The sequence below is a fragment of the Arthrobacter sp. SIMBA_036 genome, from assembly GCF_046535135.1.
Classification (GTDB): Bacteria; Actinomycetota; Actinomycetes; order Actinomycetales; family Micrococcaceae; genus Arthrobacter.
The window spans coordinates 174,681-192,637 of the sequence record NZ_JAWRXG010000010.1 but is presented as its reverse complement, the minus strand read 5'-3'; the positions used below and the strand labels follow the sequence as shown (position 1 = coordinate 192,637).

The 17,957-nt window shown below is 63.6% G+C and carries 12 protein-coding genes; 6 read left to right on the top strand and 6 right to left on the bottom strand.

Annotated elements, in window-relative coordinates:
• Window positions 1-79: 79 nt before the first annotated feature.
• Window positions 80-1,150: an EamA family transporter RarD gene (rarD, locus tag SB659_RS14895; RefSeq protein ID WP_410550904.1), complete on the top strand. Its 1,071-nt coding sequence runs from the start codon at window positions 80-82 to the stop codon at window positions 1,148-1,150.
• Window positions 1,151-1,256: 106 nt separating this feature from the next.
• Here rarD and gabT read toward each other — a convergent pair whose 3' ends face one another.
• Window positions 1,257-2,612: a 4-aminobutyrate--2-oxoglutarate transaminase gene (gabT, locus tag SB659_RS14890; protein ID WP_284980240.1), complete on the bottom strand. Its 1,356-nt coding sequence runs from the start codon at window positions 2,610-2,612 to the stop codon at window positions 1,257-1,259.
• 55 nt (window positions 2,613-2,667) lie between these two features.
• Entirely contained in the window at window positions 2,668-4,098 is a 1,431-nt protein-coding gene (locus SB659_RS14885) for a gamma-aminobutyraldehyde dehydrogenase (RefSeq protein WP_410550903.1), read from the bottom strand.
• 144 nt (window positions 4,099-4,242) lie between these two features.
• Here SB659_RS14885 and SB659_RS14880 point away from each other — a divergent pair, with 144 nt between their 5' ends.
• The 3 genes from SB659_RS14880 (at window position 4,243) to SB659_RS14870 (ending at window position 7,718) form a co-directional block, all read left to right on the top strand.
• Window positions 4,243-5,685: a PucR family transcriptional regulator gene (locus SB659_RS14880; protein WP_284980239.1), complete on the top strand. Its 1,443-nt coding sequence runs from the start codon at window positions 4,243-4,245 to the stop codon at window positions 5,683-5,685.
• 78 nt (window positions 5,686-5,763) lie between these two features.
• On the top strand, window positions 5,764-7,035 hold the full coding sequence (locus SB659_RS14875; protein WP_410550902.1) for an MFS transporter: 1,272 nt from the start codon (window positions 5,764-5,766) through the stop codon (window positions 7,033-7,035).
• Window positions 7,032-7,718 (top strand): FadR/GntR family transcriptional regulator, encoded by a 687-nt coding sequence (locus SB659_RS14870; protein WP_284980237.1) that lies wholly within the window; start codon window positions 7,032-7,034, stop codon window positions 7,716-7,718. The genes SB659_RS14875 and SB659_RS14870 overlap by 4 nt, the downstream gene beginning before the upstream one ends.
• Before the next feature lie 116 nt (window positions 7,719-7,834).
• Here SB659_RS14870 and SB659_RS14865 read toward each other — a convergent pair whose 3' ends face one another.
• The 4 genes from SB659_RS14865 to SB659_RS14850 form a co-directional block, all read right to left on the bottom strand.
• Window positions 7,835-9,301, bottom strand: coding sequence for an FAD-dependent oxidoreductase (locus SB659_RS14865; protein ID WP_284980236.1), 1,467 nt, complete (start codon window positions 9,299-9,301; stop codon window positions 7,835-7,837).
• Between the two features lie 20 nt (window positions 9,302-9,321).
• Window positions 9,322-10,593, bottom strand: a complete 1,272-nt coding sequence (cobA, locus tag SB659_RS14860; RefSeq protein WP_284980235.1) for a uroporphyrinogen-III C-methyltransferase — start codon at window positions 10,591-10,593, stop codon at window positions 9,322-9,324.
• 119 nt (window positions 10,594-10,712) lie between these two features.
• Window positions 10,713-11,624: a glutaminase gene (locus tag SB659_RS14855; protein ID WP_284975441.1), complete on the bottom strand. Its 912-nt coding sequence runs from the start codon at window positions 11,622-11,624 to the stop codon at window positions 10,713-10,715.
• A gap of 4 nt (window positions 11,625-11,628) precedes the next feature.
• On the bottom strand, window positions 11,629-13,245 hold the full coding sequence (locus SB659_RS14850) for a PucR family transcriptional regulator (RefSeq protein ID WP_284980234.1): 1,617 nt from the start codon (window positions 13,243-13,245) through the stop codon (window positions 11,629-11,631).
• A 370-nt stretch (window positions 13,246-13,615) separates the two neighbouring features.
• Here SB659_RS14850 and SB659_RS14845 point away from each other — a divergent pair, with 370 nt between their 5' ends.
• A complete protein-coding gene (locus SB659_RS14845) occupies window positions 13,616-15,109 on the top strand; it encodes an amino acid permease (RefSeq protein WP_410550901.1) in 1,494 nt (497 codons plus the stop codon).
• 34 nt (window positions 15,110-15,143) lie between these two features.
• Window positions 15,144-17,912 (top strand): aminotransferase class I/II-fold pyridoxal phosphate-dependent enzyme, encoded by a 2,769-nt coding sequence (locus tag SB659_RS14840; protein ID WP_410550900.1) that lies wholly within the window; start codon window positions 15,144-15,146, stop codon window positions 17,910-17,912.
• Window positions 17,913-17,957 lie beyond the last annotated feature (45 nt).

Genomic DNA, 17,957 nt, shown 5'->3' with positions numbered 1-17,957 from the left:
CTCCAATTCTAGGGGTCTGCTCCGCACCGGGCCGCTTATATGGCAAGAGTCACCAAATTTCATCAACAGCCCTGTTACATTGCGGAATATTGCGCGGTCCGGCTCTGTTGCCGACAGTGTGTCTACACCGGATCAGATAGCTTCCAGCCCACCTTCCACCACGCAACCCACGACGCCGGGTGCCCGCCCGGGTACGGGGGGCAAAGCCAGCGGTGCCGGTACAACCGGTAAGCCCGTGCGTAGCGAGTCGAGGGCGGGGATCCTGTTCGGCATCGGCGCGTACGGCCTGTGGGGACTCCTTCCCCTCTATTTCTTCATCCTTCAGCCCGCCGGGGCCCTTGAGATCGTGGCCAACCGCATTGTTTGGTCGCTGATTTTCTGCGCACTTCTGATCACCGTCACGCGGGCCTGGAAGGCTTTGGGTAACGCGCTCCGGGACCGCTCCGTGTTTGGCCCCCTTGCAGTGGCCGCCGTGCTGATTGCCATCAACTGGCTGACATATACCTTCGGAGTCACTACCGGGCACGCCGTTGAAACGTCCTTGGGCTATTTCATCAACCCGCTGGTGTCCGTGCTGCTCGGCGTCTTCGTCCTGAAGGAGAAGCTGCGGCCCTTGCAGTGGGCCGCCGTCGGGATCGGATTCCTGGCCGTGGGCGTCCTGACCTTTTCTTATGGGCAGTTGCCGTGGATTGCCTTGGTGCTTGCTTTCAGCTTCGGCTTGTATGGCTTCGTCAAAAAGCGCGTCGGTCCAAAGGTGGACGCACTGACCAGCTTGTCGGTGGAGACCGTGGTTCTCGCGCCCTTCGCGGCGGTCACCATGGTGGTTCTGGGAAGCTCCGGTGCCTCGACGCTCACAACGATGGGCCCGGGACACTTCTGGCTGCTCCTGGCATCGGGCGTCATCACCGCAGTGCCTCTGTTGTTCTTCGGCGCCTCTGCCAGGCGGCTCCCGATGACCACCATCGGGTTGCTCCAGTATTTTGCACCGATCCTTCAGTTCATTGTGGCGCTGACGGTGTTCAACGAAACCATGACGCCGGCACGCTGGACCGGCTTTGGCGTGGTGTGGCTGGCCTTGGTCCTGCTGACCATCGACATGCTTCGGATGACCCGGAAAAACTCGGTACTCAAGAAACAGGCCCGCGCCTAGGCTGCGCCCGGTTTGAATCGGGCCCCGTGTGAATCGGGCCCGGTTTAGACCGGGTTAAAAAGAGGAGGGCCGGGGAATCCCCGGCCCTCCTCTTGGGTGGTGCAGCTTACGCGTTGGCCTTGATGGCCGCAGCGAGAACTTCGAGGCCGTCGATGAGCAGCTCGTCGCTGATCACCAGCGGCGGGAGCAAGCGGATCACGTTGCCGTAGGTGCCACAGGTCAGGATGATGACGCCTTCCTTGAGACACGCGGCGGCTACTGCCTTGGTGAGCTCGGCGTTCGGTTCCTTGGAGCCGGGCTGGACGAGTTCGATGGCCAGCATGGCGCCACGGCCGCGGACATCGCCAACCGCCGAAACTTCAGAGGCCAGTTCGCGGAGCTTGCCCAGGGCCAGCTCTTCGATGTGGCGTGCACGGCCGTTGAGGTCATGCTGTTCCATGGTGCCAATTGCGGCGATGGCTGCAGCACAAGCAACCGGGTTGCCACCGTAGGTGCCGCCCAGGCCGCCCGGGTGAACGGCGTCGAGCAGGTCTGCGCGGCCGGTGATCGCGGACAGCGGGAGGCCGCCGGCGATGCCCTTGGCCATGGTGATGATGTCCGGGACAACACCTTCGTGGTCAACGGCAAACCATTCGCCGGTGCGGCAGAAGCCGGACTGGACTTCGTCAGCAATGAAGACGATGCCCTTTTCCTTGGCCCAAGCGGCCAGTGCCGGGAGGAAGCCTTCGGCCGGGACGATGAATCCGCCCTCGCCCTGGATCGGTTCGATGATGATCGCGGCTACCTGGTCGCCACCGATCTGCTTCTCGATCATGGTGATGGCGCGCTTGGCGGCCTCGGCACCGGTGATTTCCGGGTTCTCTTCACGGAACGGGTAGCTCATGGGCATGCGGTAGACCTCGGGCGCGAACGGGCCGAAGTTGGTCTTGTACGGCATGGCCTTGGCGGTCAGCGCCATGGTCAGGTTGGTGCGGCCGTGGTAGGCGTGGTCGAAAGCTACGACGGCGTCGCGGCCGGTGGCCAAGCGTGCCACCTTGACGGCGTTCTCAACAGCTTCGGCACCGGAGTTGAACAGCACAGTGCGCTTGGCGTGGTCGCCCGGGGTGAGGCGGTTGAGCTGCTCGGCGACGGCGACGTAGCCCTCGTACGGAGTCACCATGAAGCAAGTGTGCGTGAAGTGCGCGGCGGCTTCCTGGACAGCGGCGACGACGGCGGGATCGGACGCGCCGACGCTGGTCACGGCGATGCCGGAACCGAGGTCGATGAAGGAGTTGCCGTCGACGTCGCGGATGATGCCGCCGTCGGCGTCTTCAACGTAGACGGGGACGCCGGAGGCGACGCCGGCCGCAACGACGGCGGAGCGGCGCTCGGCCAGTGCCTGCGACTTGGGCCCGGGGAAAGCGCCGTTGATGTTGCGCTTCTGCTCGATGCGGTACGAGAGTTCGTTCGCGGTAGTAGTCATGAGGTTGCCTTTCTGGGAATTTCGTACGGTTACGCGGCTGCGTTATGCAATCGCGTTATGCATCGAGCGCAGACATCACGTGCTTGATGCGCGTGTAGTCCTCAACGCCGTACATGGAGAGGTCCTTGCCGTAGCCGGACTGTTTGAAGCCGCCGTGCGGCATCTCAGCCGTCAGCAGGATGTGGGTGTTGATCCAGACCGCACCGAAGTCCAGATCGCGGCTCATGCGCATGGCGGTGCCGTGGTCGGCGGTCCACACACTGGATGCAAGGGCGTACTCGACGTCGTTTGCCATCTCCAGTGCTTCGGCCTCGGTGCTGAACTTCTGGACGGTGATGACCGGGCCAAAGGTTTCCATCTGGACGATGTCATCGGTCTGCTTGGCGCCTGAGACGATGGTGGGCTCGAAGAAGAAGCCCTTCTCGCCTGCGCGGTGTCCGCCGGTCTCGATCTTGCAGTTTTCCGGAAGGTTTTCCACCACGGACGTCACCGCGTTGAAGTGGTTGATGTTGTTGAGCGGGCCGAAGTAGTTGTCTTCGTCATTCTGCGAGCCGGTCTGCAGGGTCTTGGTGTGCTCCACCATGGCCGCCACCATGTCATCGTGGATTTCGTCCTGGATCAGCACACGGGTGATGGCGGTGCAGTCCTGGCCGGCGTTGAAGAAGGCAAACTCGGCGATGGCTGCCGCGCTCTTCTTGATGTCTGCATCCTTGAACACGATGGCCGGCGCCTTGCCGCCCAATTCAAGGTGGGCACGCTTGAGGCCCTTGGCAGCACCAGTGGCGACGGCGATGCCTGCGCGCACGGACCCGGTGATGGATACCAGGCCGGGGACTTTGTGGTCCACCATCATGGCGCCGGTTTCACCCGTACCGAGGACAACGTTCAGGACACCGGCGGGGAAGATCTCACCGGCGAGGCGGGCCAGCACCAACGTGGATTCGGGAGTGGTGTCGGACGGCTTCAGGACCACGGTGTTTCCCGCGGCCAAAGCAGGGCCGATCTTCCAGATGGCCATGAGGAACGGGTAGTTCCAGGGTGCAACCTGTGCCACCACGCCGATCGGTTCGCGGCGCACGTAGGAGGTGTGGCCCTCGAAGTATTCGCCGGCCGACTTACCTTCCATGATGCGCGCGGCACCGGCGAAGAAGCGGAGCTGGTCAGCGCCCGCAGCAACTTCCTCGGATGCGATGAGGGAGCGGACCTGGCCGGTGTTGCGGTGCTGGGCTTCGACCAGTTCCTCGCTGTTGGCCTCGACGGCGTCGGCGAGCTTAAGGAGCATCAGCTGGCGCTGCCCTGGGGTCACTTTCTTCCACGTCTTGAAGGCTTCCTTGGCCGCGGACATGGCAGCGTCGACGTCGGCCTGCACCGAAATGGGCGACTTGGCAACGGTTTCCCCGGTGGCCGGGTTCACGATGTCCATGAGATTCGTGCCCGTCGGCGTGACAAATTCGCCGTTGATGAAGTTTTGCAAGGTTTGAACCACGGTGTGCAACCCTCTTTCGGAGCCTGGAGACTGGATTTAGCTGATCAGAGCCTATGCCAGGCGAGGGGTCCAAGGAATAGTCAGCTGCACACTCCCCCGCGTTCGCCTTAGTGCGCTTGACCAACGCCGGGTTATCCTTTCACCATGGCAATGTCCCTCGCTTCGCTCGTCGCTGTCCCGTCCCTGAAACTCCGCCGAGCAGGGAGCGCGGAGACCACCTGGGACCAGGACATCAGCTGGGTAGCAGTGACTGAGTTGGAAGATCCGCAGCGCTTCCTGAGCGGTGGGGAATTGGTCCTCACCACTGGGTTGCGCCTCAAGAGCGCTGCCGATCAGCGTCGGTTCGTCCGGCAGGCCCAACGCGCGGGGGCCGTCGGCATCGGCTTCGGCATTGGCTTGACGCACGAGTCCGTCCCGGACGCCCTCATCGCGGAGGCAAACCGTTGGGGCCTGCCCTTGGTGGAGGTGCCGTATGAGACCCCGTTCATTGCCATCGGCAAGCTGGTGGCCGAATCCCACTCAGCCGATCACTACTCCAACCTGGAGCGGCTCCTCGCCGGGCACCAGATCCTGGCCCGCTCGCTTCTGACCGGCGGTGGCCTCAACGAACTCCTCAAGCAGCTCGGAAGCATGCTGCGGACCGATGTTGTGCTCACCCAGTTCAGCGCACAGCTCTACAACAGCGTGGCCGGCAAGCCGGCTCCGACGGCGGACGGCTGGGCCTCCTACCCCATCCCCACAGGCCGGAGGGACGCCTGCACGCTCTGGTTGCGCCAGCCCTTCGTGGACTCCGGAATAGTCAGTTATGCGCAAAACCTCATCAGCGTGGAGCTGAACAACATGGTCAAGCAACGCCAGGCCCAGCGCGCCATGGCCGGCCAGGTTTTGGACGACGTCATTCATGGCACCCTGGAGACGATCGAAGCTGCCCGGCGCTTGGCGGGGGTGGGAATCAACAGCACCCGAAAGAACGTGGTACTGGTCGCTGAGTCCTCCGCGCACACCAAACAACTGATCAGCATTTCCCTCCCCCAAGCGCTGGACGCGGGCGTCAGCGCCGTCGTCGGGAAAGACTTGGTGACGGTTATCCCGGACGATGGAAGCTCGGCGACTGCCTTGGCCAAGGGGCTCAGCGATCACCTTCAAGAGGCCGGAATACATGCGGTCATCGGCATCGGCGGGGCGTACACCAAGCCAAATGGCTTGCGCTGGAGCTACTTTGAAGCGCGCGACGCCGTGGCGCACGGCTTGCCGGTCAACGAACCGGAGCGGCTGAGCCTGACCTCGTTGTTGCTGGCCAGTGAGGACGTTCCGCTGGCCGACATGGCCAGCGAGTCGCTCACTCCGCTGCGGAAATTCGACGCCGCGCACGGAGCGGAACTGGTAACCACACTGGAAAGCTATCTCAACAACAACGGTTCGGTCGCCGCCGTCGCCGATGCCTTGACGCTGCACCGCAACACAGTCAGATACCGCTTGGCGCAGATCACCGAGCTGACCGGTTACGACCCCTCCCAGACCCAGGATCGGGTGCAGCTCTGGCTTGCCCTGGCGGTGCAGAGATTGGGTTCGCGGCAGCCGCGGTAGCCCCGTAGGGCTGCGGGGACGGCGAGAGATCCACCACAGAACCACGAACATTAGACGTCAAACGTCTAACCTTTAGCTATGGCTGTGTCGACTCCCCGTACCCCCAACACCGAAAGCCCCTCCCTGACTCCCGTTTCGGGCGGCAAGCAGGGCGTGGCACCCAAGCCGCGCTTCGTCGTCGTCGTGGGCATCATTGCCGTGGTGTTGATCGGCCTGAACCTACGTGCCGGCATCACAAGCGCGGCGGCACTGTTCCACGACTTGCAGCAGAACCTGGGCTACGGGGCGTTGGTGGCATCGATCTTGCCCTCCATTCCGTTGCTCTGCTTTGCGGTGGCCGGGATGGGAACAGCATGGTTGACCCGCCGGGTTGGAGTCGAAAAGGCGATCTTTATTGCCCTGGTGTTGCTCGCCGGCGGCCTGTTGGTGCGCGGCGTCCCGGCAACTGCCGCTTTGTTGGGCGGCACCGTGCTCGGAATGTCCGGTCTGGCTGTGTGCAACGTCGCCATGCCGTCCTTCATCCGGGAGCACTACGCGGAGCGAACCTCCATGATGACAGGGCTCTACACGTTCGCCATGTCCGGCGGCGCAACGTTCGCCGCGGCGGTCAGCGTTCCCTTGGCGCAGCAACTCGGTACGCCGTCCCTGGGCTTGGCTGCATGGGGTGTCCTCGGCGTCGCAGCGCTCCTTGGTTTCTTCCCCGTTGTCCTTCACTCGCACCGCCACGCGAGCAAGGCCGACGCCGCACGCGTTTCCATGTGGCCGCTGCTGCGCACACGCCTCGGCCTGCTGATCACTGCCATCTTCACGCTGCAAGCGTTCCTTGCCTACGCCGTCATGAGCTGGTTCGCCTACATCCTGACCTCCGAAGGCCTCAGCGCCTCCGACAGCGGGCTGCAGTTCGGCATTATGCAGTTGGTCTCCGTGGCCGCCGGCATGATCCTCCTCGCGCTCGGTTCCCGGCGCGGCATGCTTCGGCCCACGCTCTACCTCGCGAGCAGCGCCACGCTTGTGGCCATCGGTGCCACGATCTGGCTGCCTACGTCCTTGGCCGTCATTCCGGCCGTACTCTTTGGCTTCGGTCTGGGCATCTTCCCCCTGGTCCTGGTGATCATCAGCCGCAGCGGCCGGTCGACGGCGGAAACCACCGCACTCTCCACCGTCGCCCAATCCGTGGGGTACTTGATCGCCGCAATTGGCCCCTTCGGCATGGGCTTGCTCCACAGTGTCACTGGCAGTTGGGTCTTGCCCTTGGCGTTGCTTTCCATCGTTGCTGTGGCGCTCATGATTACCGGCCACCTGCTTACGAGCAAGCGCACCGCCACCAAAACGGGACCGAGGACAGCATGACCCTGACACCTTCACATCGGCCGGCGCTGGCCGAGGAGATCACCGCCAAACTCCGGGACATGATCACAACAGGTCAGTGGCCGCTCCAGGAGCGGATCCCGGCGGAGCCCGAGCTGATGGCGACCCTGGGTGTGTCGCGCGGAACCCTTCGGGAGGCCATTAAGGCCCTGGCCCACTCGGGGATGCTCGAGGTCCGGCGCGGCGATGGCACGTATGTCCGTTCCAACAGCGAAATGTCCGGCGCAGCGCAACGGATGTACGCAGAGCACACGCAAGAACACGTGGTGGAAGTGCGCCTCGGCCTTGACACCCAAGCCGCGCGGCTTGCCACCAAGCATGCCACCGCAGAAGACCTTGCTGAGATGCGCAGGTTCCTGGCCCTCCGGCGCGATGCGTGGGAAAAGGGAGACTACCCGGCGTGGGCCCGGGCCGATTGGGATTTCCACGAACGGGTTGCCTCAGCCTCCGGGAACCCCCTGCTGCATCAGCTGTACGCATCATTTGGCGGGGTCTTCCACAACGACCTGCTGCGCAGCCAGCGCGAAGACGGTTTCAACGGCCTCCCCCGGGCGGGACATGACGAGCTGATTGAAGCTCTGGAAGCCCGTGACCCCGAGGCCGCCGTCCGCAGCGTCTATAAGAACCTGGACTACAGCGTGGACCAAGGACACAACGTTCTCTAACCGTTCGCAGCGCCGTGGCACGTGCGGGCCGCTTTAACGCCGTCGCCCGACCTTAACGCCATCGCCCGACCACAGATGTGGTCGGGCAACGGTTACAGCGGAATTCAGGCAGGGATTTAGACCTCCGCGGCTACTCCGTCACGGGAGATGGTGACCATGTCCTCGCGCGGCACAACCTTGATGCGTTCCCGCTTAACCTCAACACCGTGGGATCCGCCGGCCTCCGTGGCCGCTGCGCCGAGTGCGAGTTCATGGGCGTCCAGCGCAAGCCAGCCTTCCCAACTGGTGAACTTCACGCCGCGCGCGTCAAGAAGATCCACGACGGCGTCTGCCGCGGGAACTTCCGCAGTCGGCAGGTTCTCCCGGTCCTCCAGAAGGTACGTGACTGTTTCGAGGGCATCGCCCTTGGTGTGCCCGATGAGGCCCACCGGACCACGCTTGATCCACCCAGTGGCGTAGAGCCCGGGGACGTGGTTTCCGTCGGCGTCGAGGATACGGCCGCCGTCGTTGGTAACAACGCCCTTCTTGTGGTCGAACTCCACGTCCGGCAGGGCCGAGCCGAAGTAGCCGATGGCGCGGTAGACGGCCTGGACGGGGTAATCGATGAACTCGCCCGTGCCACGGGCATTGCCGGTTCCGTCCAACTCGGTGCGCTCAAACTTGATGCCTGCCACCTTCCCCGGGGTCTCCGGGGAATCGACAATTTCAACCGGGCTGTGCAGGAAGTGCAGGTGCAGGCGGCGGGAAGCCGTGAGCTCGGAGAGGTCCTCGGGCTGCTCGGCGATCCAGTTAGTGAGCGTGCCAACCATGGTCTTGGTCTGGTTGTTGGTCTGGATCTGGCGGTCCGACTCTTCGTCGAATTCGAAGTCTTCGGCGTACAGAATGATGTCAACGTCCTTGGAGTGCGAGAGCTCGCGCAGTTCCAACGGAGTGAACTTGACCTGGGCCGGCCCGCGGCGGCCAAAGACGTGAACGTCGGTGACCGGGGAGTTCTTCAGGCCGGCGTAGACGTTGTCCGGGATTTCGGTGACCAGGAGGTCGTCTGCGTGCTTGGAAAGGACGCGGGCTACGTCCAGCGCCACGTTGCCGTTACCAAGAACCGCGATTTCCTTGGCATCCAAGGGCCATTCGCGGGAGACATCAGGGTGGCCGTCGTACCAGGAAACAAAGTCCGCGCCGCCGAAGGAACCCTCAAGCTCGATACCCGGGATATTCAGGTCCGCGTCCTTGATGGCGCCGGTGGCGAAGATGACGGCGTCGTAGTGCTTACGGAGGTCCTCGATGGAGATGTCCGTGCCGTAGTCGACGTTGCCGAAGAAGCGGATGTCGCCGCGGTCCAGCACCTTGTGCAGCGCGTTCACGATGCCCTTGATGCGGGGGTGATCCGGTGCCACGCCGTAGCGGATGAGGCCGTAGGGTGCCGGGTAGCGGTCAAAAAGGTCGATGCTGACATTGAGTTCGCCGCTCTTGACGGCCTCGCTCTTGGTCAGGATGTCCGCGGCGTACACACCGGCCGGGCCGGAGCCGATGACGGCGACGCGAAGCGGACGGTCCGCAGAACCTACGGGAGTGCTAATTGACACGGCTGTGTTCCTTCTTCTGTTCAGTTAGTGCGGACGCGGGGACGATTAGGGGTGATGGTGCTGTAATCAGCGGTCTTGAAATGCTGCGGCGCAAAGGGGCTGACACGGACGACGTCGCCGATCACGATGACCGCTGGATTGGCCACACCGATGGCTTCGGCCTGATCCGCGATGCTCCCCAGCGTACCGATAGTGACGCGCTGATTCGGCAAATACCCGTTCTCAACGATACCTACTGGAGTGTCCAAAGGCAGACCCGAGCCAGCCAAGGAAGCCGCAGAATCACGCAATTGAGCCACCCCCATGAGCAACACCACAGTGTGATCGGGCCGGGCGGGGACTTCGGACAGCTCCTCATGGCCGGTCACCACGCTGAAGCCTTTGGCCAACCCGCGGTGCGTCACTGGAATGCCGGCGGCAGCGGGAACCGAGATTGCCGACGTCACGCCGGGCACAACTTCAACCTCGACGCCGTTCTGGCGGCAGAACTCCGCTTCCTCCCCGCCGCGCCCCAAGACATACGGGTCCCCGCCTTTGAGGCGGACCACCCGTTTGCCCTGCAAGGCTTCGTCCACGAGGATGCGGTTGATCTCCAGTTGAGGCACGGGGTGGTGTCCAGGAGTTTTACCCACCTCAATGACGCGGACGTCAGGGGCGAGTTCGTTGAGCAACTCGCGCGGGCCAAGACGATCGGCAACCACGACGTCGGCCTGGCCCAGCAAGCGCCGGCCGCGGACCGTGATGAGCCCGGAGTCGCCCGGACCCCCGCCGACGAGTGCGACCGATCCTGTGGTTCCGGAAGCGTCCGGCGTGCGGTGGCGCCTCAGCGGCAGGTCCCCCGTTTCGAGGGCCGTTGCCACGGCGTTGCGGAGGGCCATGGCGCGGCGCGGATCTCCGCCGGCGTTGATGGCGATTTTGACATCGTCGACGACGGCGACCGCGGGCGTCCACGCCGCTGAGGCTTCATGGTCGGAGGCGTTGACGCACCACAACCGCTGCGCCTCGGCGTCGGCAGCCACTTGGGTGTCCACGGCGGAAGTGCCGGTGGCGGTCTGGACGAACCAGACGCCGTCGAGGTCCTCCGTGCGGTACTCGCGGCGCTCCCAGGTGAGCAGGCCGGCGTCGGATAGCCCGCGAAGGTTATCGGTGGCAACCGGAGCGACCACGGTGACTACTGCACCGGCGTCGAGCAGTCCTTTGGCCCGGCGCTCCGCGACGGGACCGCCGCCAACCACCAGCACCGGCCTGCCCAGAAGCCGCAGCGCCGTGGGGTAAATGTCCTGTATTGCCATGAAAAAACTGTAGGGCGGCTCCGTAACATGCTTCAAAGGCCCGGAAACACCCGGTAACGCTGGGTAATGCTGCGTCACATAGAGTGCGGGCCTGGAACACAGGGCCTAAAACACAGGGCCTAGAACACAGACCAGCCCGTGCGGGTGGTGAACTCGTCCAAAGCAGCGACACCGGCCACAGAGTTGCCGGACCTCCCCAGCCCTGGACTCCACACACTGATGGCGCACTTGTTGGGGACCACAGCCACGATCCCACCGCCCACGCCACTCTTGCCCGGAAGTCCCACCCGGTACGCGAACTCCCCTGCGGCGTCATAGGTTCCGCAGGTAAGCATCACGGCGTTGATCCGTTTGGTCTGCGCGGGCGACAGCAGCCGGGTGCCTTCAGCGCCGACGCCGTTGGCTGCCAGGAACCGGGTTGCGAGCGCCAGGTCTTCGCAGGTCATCGCCAAGGCACATTGGTTGACGTAGGACTCAAGGACGAGGTCCACCGGGTTCTCCAAATTGCCGCAACTGGCCAGGAAGTGTGCCAGTGAGGCATTGCGGTGGCTGTTGGCCAGTTCGGAGCCTGCCACCCGCTGATCCGCTTCAAGCGTGGCGTTTCCTGTCTCCCGCCGCAGGAGGTCCCGAACAGCCATCGCAGCACTCCCGGTGACGCTCAGGAGCCTGTCCGAAACCACGATGGCGCCAGCGTTGATGAAGGGGTTCCGCGGAATGCCGTTTTCGCTCTCCAGTTGGATCAAGGAATTGAACGGATTACCGGACGGTTCCCGGAAGACGCGCTTCCAGATGCCGTCGCCGTCGAACGCCAACACCAAGGCGAGCGCGAAGACCTTGGAGATGCTCTGGATGGAGAACTCCACGTGGGCATCCCCCGCGGAGAAAACTTCGCCGTCCCGGGTGGCTACGGAAATGCCGAACTGGTGGGGATCAACCGCGGCCAGTTGCGGGATGTAGTCGGCCACGTTTCCTTGGCCGACATGGGGCTGCACGGCCCCCACAATGTCGTCGAGGAGGTTTTGAATGTCCATGGTGTCAGCCCTTTGTGCCTGCGTAGGTCCAGAGCCTGATCTGGAGGTGGGCGAGTAGTCGTTGGTCCGCGGACTGCAGATCCAACCCAGCCACTTCGCAGGCGCGGCGGAGCCTGTAGTGGACGGTGTTGCGGTGGATGGCCAGTTCCTCGGCACACCGGTTGACGTCGCCAAAAAACTCCAGGTAGGTCAGCAGCGTCAACGCGAACTCCGGGTAGAGGCTGCAGAGCTTGGTGATCCCTTCATGCCGGAGGGTTGTCCGTGACCCGAGCAACTCCAGGAGCTCATTGGTCAGCACCGTGGTTTCAACGTCGCTGTAGGACGCAACCCTGATCGACGGCGTGGCCTCGAGCACCTTGAGGACATTCCGGACGTGGTCCAGCGTGGCGGACAATGCATCCAAGCGGGGAACAATCGGGCCAACGGCTGCCTGGACGTGGAAGTGCAGGTGGGTGGTGGCATCACGGACAATCGTGTTGACCAGCCGGTTGATGGCAGGCAGCGACTTTGCCGGGTCCAGGTCCGGGAGGATGATGGCCGTCTCAAGGCCCAAAGCTCCCACCACTGCGCCGGGACGGTATCCGGCCGCATGGATGGAGGCGAGGTTGGAGAGCTCGCCCCTGCGAAGCTGAAGACCCGCTGGGCTCTGGTCCAGACCTCCTGCGGAGATCAGCACCAGTGCCGCCGGTTTTGATGGGTCGATGCCTGCGGACTGGGCTTGGGAATGGACCTGTGCGGTGCCGCTGAGCAGGCTGGACACGCGGTCCTCGCGCATCGACTGGGACTGCTCGTTGCGGTGCCGTACCAGTTCGACGGCGGCATGGCGGGCGGCCCCGACCATCAGCCTGTCGGTGTTCGGTGCGAGGGGCTCGGCGCCCTCCTGCAACCAGATGTAGCCCATGACACGGCTACCGGCATGGATACCGATGGCTACCCGTTCCCGGAGTCCCGCTTCCGGGTTGGCTTCAACATGGACGGGCGCTTCGGTGGCTTGAAGGTGTTTGTAGACCCCGGATTCCTTGAGCAGCTTCTGGTACCGCTCCGGTCCGCGCCTGGCCAGGATGGAGAGGCGGCGTAACTCGTCCACATCATTGGAGGCAGGCGAATAGGCCAGTACTTGGTTGCCGGGGTCCTCGATCACCACGTGCCCGTTGGTCAGGGTAGCGGTGGTCTGCGCAATCGCGAACAGGTCCCGGTGGACCGACGTGGGGCTGTCCCCCGGAACATCGTTCTCGTGGATTCGGTCCATGACGATGCGCTTGAAGTTGTCCCAGCGCAGGCCCGGAGCTACCGCGATGAGTCCGATCCCGGCTGGTTCCAGCAGCTGGGCCGTGGCTTCCAGTTCGCGTTCGTTGCCTTTGACGGCAATGGCCGCGGGCCGGTAGGTCATGATCCGGCGGATAGCAGGCAGCGCCGCCCGACCGCGGGCGCCTATGAGCATCACCAGGGTTCCGGGCTGAACCCCGTCTTCATCTTCGGCATCCACGATGATCGCATCACGGACGATCCCGTTGTCCGGGTTGGGTGCCAGCAACAGCCTGGCGTTGTCCACTCCCAGGTCTTCCAGTACATCGCTTAGCAGGGTGACGACATCGTCGTCGTCGGGTTCCAGGGCTTTCAACGAAGCTGACGCTTCCTCTCCTTATTAAGTTCGTCGCATTGACTTCACCGCATTTTCACCGGCCCAGGGCATTTTTCGCCATTGAAAAATACCTGCCGGTGCATGCGCATGAACGCGCACAGCCAGCAACATTACCGGCACTTCAGCTCAGCAGTGTTGTCCTCCCAGCACAAGAGCCGGGCCGTGAATTTGGTTCGCCAGCCAGTTTCCCGAGGACCGTCTCGCCCTAGAGTTGGTGACTGTCCCCAAACGCCACGAAGACTGCCCTGGGACGCGCCCAAGCCATGGTGCCCGCGTCCTTCAGTCCGGCCACGCGTTGCGGAGTATTGAGCCACCTGACCGGTGGCGCCGGAGTCAAAGGAGACCCCCAGTGATACCCAGTCCAGCTTCAACAGAGAAAGCCGCGCCGAGCCTTCACGGCGCGTTGGCCACCGCCACTAAACCTTCCGCCGCGCACGATTTTTCCTTGGAGGAAGTCGGCTACCGAAAGACGCTCAAGCCCCGGCAAATCCAGATGATCGCCATCGGAGGCGCTATTGGAACCGGCCTTTTCATGGGCGCAGGCGGCCGGCTCCACGCTTCCGGACCGGCCCTGGTCCTGGCCTATGCGGTCTGCGGGTTTTTCGCTTTCCTGATCCTGAGGGCCTTGGGCGAGCTGGTGCTGTACCGTCCGACGTCGGGCTCTTTCGTTTCGTACGCCCGTGAGTTTTACGGCGAGAAGATGGCGTACACGGCCGGTTGGCTGTACTTCCTGAACTGGGCCATGACCTCCATTGTGGACGTCACCGCCGTCGCCCTGTATGTGAAGTTCTGGGGCCACTTTTGGGCGCCCCTCAACGATGTGCCGCAGTGGCTCGTGGCGCTCGTTGCCTTGGTGGTGGTGCTGTCCCTTAACCTCGTTTCGGTCAAAATCTTCGGCGAGATGGAATTTTGGTTCGCCCTCATCAAGGTGGGCGCATTGGTGGCGTTCCTAGTGGTGGGCGTCTGCTTTATCGTCTTTGGCGGCAGGACCGACGTCGGCATTCCGGGGCTGAACATCATCGCTGAAAACGGCGGAGTGTTCCCCACCGGAGCCGTGGCGCCGCTCCTGGCGATCAGCGGCGTCGTGTTCGCCTACGCCGCGGTTGAGCTCGTGGGCACTGCCGCGGGCGAAACAGCCAACCCCCACAAGGTCATGCCCAAGGCCGTCAACACCGTGGTGCTTCGGATCGGCATCTTCTACGTTGGCTCTGTTCTGTTGCTGTCCCTTTTGCTGCCTTTCACGATGTACAAGGCAGGCGAATCACCGTTCGTGACCTTCTTCTCCCACCTCGGCGACCCGCAGGCCGGGGCCGTCTCGGCGTCGGTGATGAACTTCGTGGTCTTGACCGCCGCGCTCTCCAGCCTCAACGCAGGGCTTTACTCAACGGGCCGGATTCTGCGCTCCATGGCGCTCAATGGCTCGGCTCCCCGCTTCACCGCCAGGATCAGCGCGTCAGGAGTCCCTTACGGCGGAATCCTCCTGACCGCGGCAATCACCTTGGTGGGCGTGGGTCTGAACGCCATAGTTCCCTCACAGGTCTTCGAGATCGTGCTTGAGATCTCGGCTGTGGGCATCATCGGCGGCTGGGCCACCATCATGTTGTGCCACATCAAACTGCAGTCCTGGGTCAAGACCGGCAAAGCCACCAGGCCCGCGTTCCGGCTCTTCGGTGCCCCTTTCACGTCATACTTGACCCTCGGGTTCCTGGCCTTCGTGCTGGTCACCATGGGCTTTTCCGAAACCGGCCGTTGGGTGCTGGCGTCGCTGCTGGTCCTTGCGCCACTGCTGGTGGCGGGTTGGTACGCGTACCGGGGCCGTATCCGCAGTGGCCTGACCGCATAGCCGTTCCGTCAGTTTGAAAGAGAAAAAACTACACATGAGCAACCACTCCCCGTCCCCCACCATTGGCACGCCCAGCCGGGCCTGGCGTTCCCGCGCCGACGCCTGGGAGTTCCTGGGATACGCCATCAAGCAATCGGCGTCGGGCCGTCACAGCGATTCGTCGGACCCGGACCTCGGCTCGCAGATCGGCCGGGCCTTCGCCCTTCTGGAGGCCGTGGAACCGTATTGGGCGCAGCCGGGGGTAGCGGTAGTGGCACAGTTGCGCCACTTCGTCGACGACGGCGATCCCCGCTCCGCGCTCGACCTCCTGTCGGGTTTGTCCAACCTTCCCCTCGCGGCCGCAACCGAGTCCGGCACCGGCGTCGTCGTCGAGCCTTTGGACGATGATGGCGTGGCCGGTGCCGGCGGCCCGGAGCGTCCCCGCTTCGAGGTGCTGGTGGTGGACACCCTGGATCACTTCGAGGCCGAATCGCTCAAAGCGGATATGGCCGCACAAGCCCGGCCTTCGGACGCCTTCACGTACGCCATCAACGTGGTGCCCAGCTACGAGGATGCTTTGGTTGCCGTCCTCCTCAACCCGGATATCCAGGCTGTCATTCTGCGCCCGGGCTTTTCATACCGCAGCACACAGCCTTTGGGCCGGGACCTCCGTAAATTCCTGGCCCCGCACTCGGACCAGGGCTTGGAGTCGGCCCGGCCACTGCGGCGCATTCTTGGTTTGGCAGAGGCTGTCTCGGGAATCCGACCGGAACTGGATGTCTACTTGGTTGCGGGTGTGTCGATCGAGTCCTTGGCAGGTTCCTTGACCAAGGGGTTCCGGCGGATTTTCCGCAGGCAGGACCACTTGGACCTGCACCTTTCCCTCCTGTCCGGCGTTGCAGAGCGATACGAGACACCGTTCTTCACCGCCCTGCAGGAATACAGCCGCAGGCCCGCAAGCGTCTTCCACGCGCTCCCGATTTCCCGCGGCGCGTCCGTTGGTAACTCCCCTTGGATCCGGGACATGGCCGACTTCTATGGGACGAATCTCTTGCTGGCCGAAACGTCTGCGACCTCCGGGGGGCTGGACTCCTTGCTTGACCCCCACGGATCCATCAAGCGTGCACAGGATCTCGCAGCCCGGGCGTTTGGTGCCCAGCGGACCTACTTCGTCACCAACGGAACGTCCACGGCCAACAAGATCGTCCACCAATCAATGCTTGCCCCCGGCGATGTGGTGCTGGTGGACCGCAACTGCCACAAATCCCACCACTACGCTTTCGTGCTTGCCGGCGCCCGTGTCTCGTACCTGGATGCATACCCTTTGGACAAGTACGCCTTTTACGGTGCTGTCCCGGTGGCAAGCCTGAAGCGGCGATTGTTGGAGTACCGGCGTGCCGGGCGCCTTCACGAGGTCAAGATGGTCACGCTGACCAACTGCACCTTCGACGGAGTGGTTTACGACGCCGAACGGGTCATGGAGGAATGCCTCGCCATCAAACCGGACCTCGTTTTTCTCTGGGACGAGGCGTGGTTTGCCTTCGCGCGCTCCCATCCGGTGTACCGCCGTCGTACGGCCATGGCGGCGGCCGCGAGCCTGACGGCGTCGTTCGCTGATCCCGCCTACGCCGCCCGGCACGCAGCACAGGCCAAGGCACTGCATGATCCGGTCACCGGCGAACCCGTTGACGACGAGGCATGGATCCGGGAGCGGCTGGTGCCTGACCCCGCCGTCGCCCGGATCCGGGTGTATGCCACCCAGTCGACCCACAAGACGTTGACCTCGCTGCGCCAAGGCTCCATGATCCACGTGTTCGACCAGGACTTCGCCTCGTCCAACAGTGAGTCTTTCCGCGAGGCGTATATGACCCACACGTCCACGTCGCCGAACTACCAAATCCTGGCGTCCCTGGACATCGGACGGCGCCAGGTGGAGCTGGAAGGTTACGGCCTGGTCCAGAAACAGTCCGACCTCGCCGTCTCGGTAGCGCAGGCTGTGGCCCGCCATCCCCTGCTGCGGAAGTACTTCCGGGTTCTCTCGTCGCGGGACCTCATTGAGGACCAGTACCGGGAGACCAGCTCAACCATGCCGTTGCGGGAAGGCCTGGCCGAGCTCCAGGACGCATGGCAGCGCGACGAATTCGTCATTGACCCCAGCCGCCTCACGCTGGACATCAGCAGGACAGGGATCGACGGCGACACGTTCCGCCACAGCTATCTGATGGACGATCACGGGATCCAGGTGAATAAGACGTCCCGGAACACCGTGCTGTTCATGACCAACATCGGCACATCGCGCAGTTCCGTGGCCTACCTGATCGAGGTGCTGGTCAAGCTTGCGGAGGGCTTCGAGGACTCTCAAGGCACCGTACGCCCCGGCTCAACACACCCCACCGGCCGAGGGTCGGTCGGGGTGGGACGGACGCCACCTTTGCCGGACTTCAGCACCTTCGCTGAGCGCTTCCGCACAGCCGACGCCTGCGAGGACGGGGACATTCGGGCCGCCTACTTCGAAAGCTATAAGCCGGATTCCACGCGCTACTTCTCAGCTGAGGAAGTAGCGGCTGCGGTCGCCGCCGGGCAGGAGGTGGTCTCCGCAGGTTTTGTCACTCCCTACCCGCCGGGCTTCCCTATCCTTGTCCCGGGCCAGGTCATCACACGGCAGACCTTGGAGTTCATGGCGGCTTTGGACACGCGGGAAATCCACGGCTTTGATCATGACCGCGGATACCGGGTGTTCGCTGACCACGTTTCGGGGACCAAGGGCGCGGAGGGTGTTGGCAGTAAGGGTGTTGGCGCAGGGCTGGTGACGGCCGCCTCGTAACGTTCGGCAGGTGGGTTCTTTCAGTTAGCATCCAGCCTCGGCTCG

What these genes read in the sequence shown, in the direction of transcription:
- gabT (WP_284980240.1), bottom strand. Translation starts at nt 2,612, where the DNA reads ATGACTACTACCGCGAACGAACTCTCGTACCGCATCGAGCAGAAGCGC.
- SB659_RS14880 (WP_284980239.1), top strand. Translation starts at nt 4,243, where the DNA reads ATGGCAATGTCCCTCGCTTCGCTCGTCGCTGTCCCGTCCCTGAAACTC.
- SB659_RS14875 (WP_410550902.1), top strand. Translation starts at nt 5,764, where the DNA reads ATGGCTGTGTCGACTCCCCGTACCCCCAACACCGAAAGCCCCTCCCTG.
- SB659_RS14870 (WP_284980237.1), top strand. Translation starts at nt 7,032, where the DNA reads ATGACCCTGACACCTTCACATCGGCCGGCGCTGGCCGAGGAGATCACC.
- cobA (WP_284980235.1), bottom strand. Translation starts at nt 10,593, where the DNA reads ATGGCAATACAGGACATTTACCCCACGGCGCTGCGGCTTCTGGGCAGG.
- SB659_RS14855 (WP_284975441.1), bottom strand. Translation starts at nt 11,624, where the DNA reads ATGGACATTCAAAACCTCCTCGACGACATTGTGGGGGCCGTGCAGCCC.
- SB659_RS14840 (WP_410550900.1), top strand. Translation starts at nt 15,144, where the DNA reads ATGAGCAACCACTCCCCGTCCCCCACCATTGGCACGCCCAGCCGGGCC.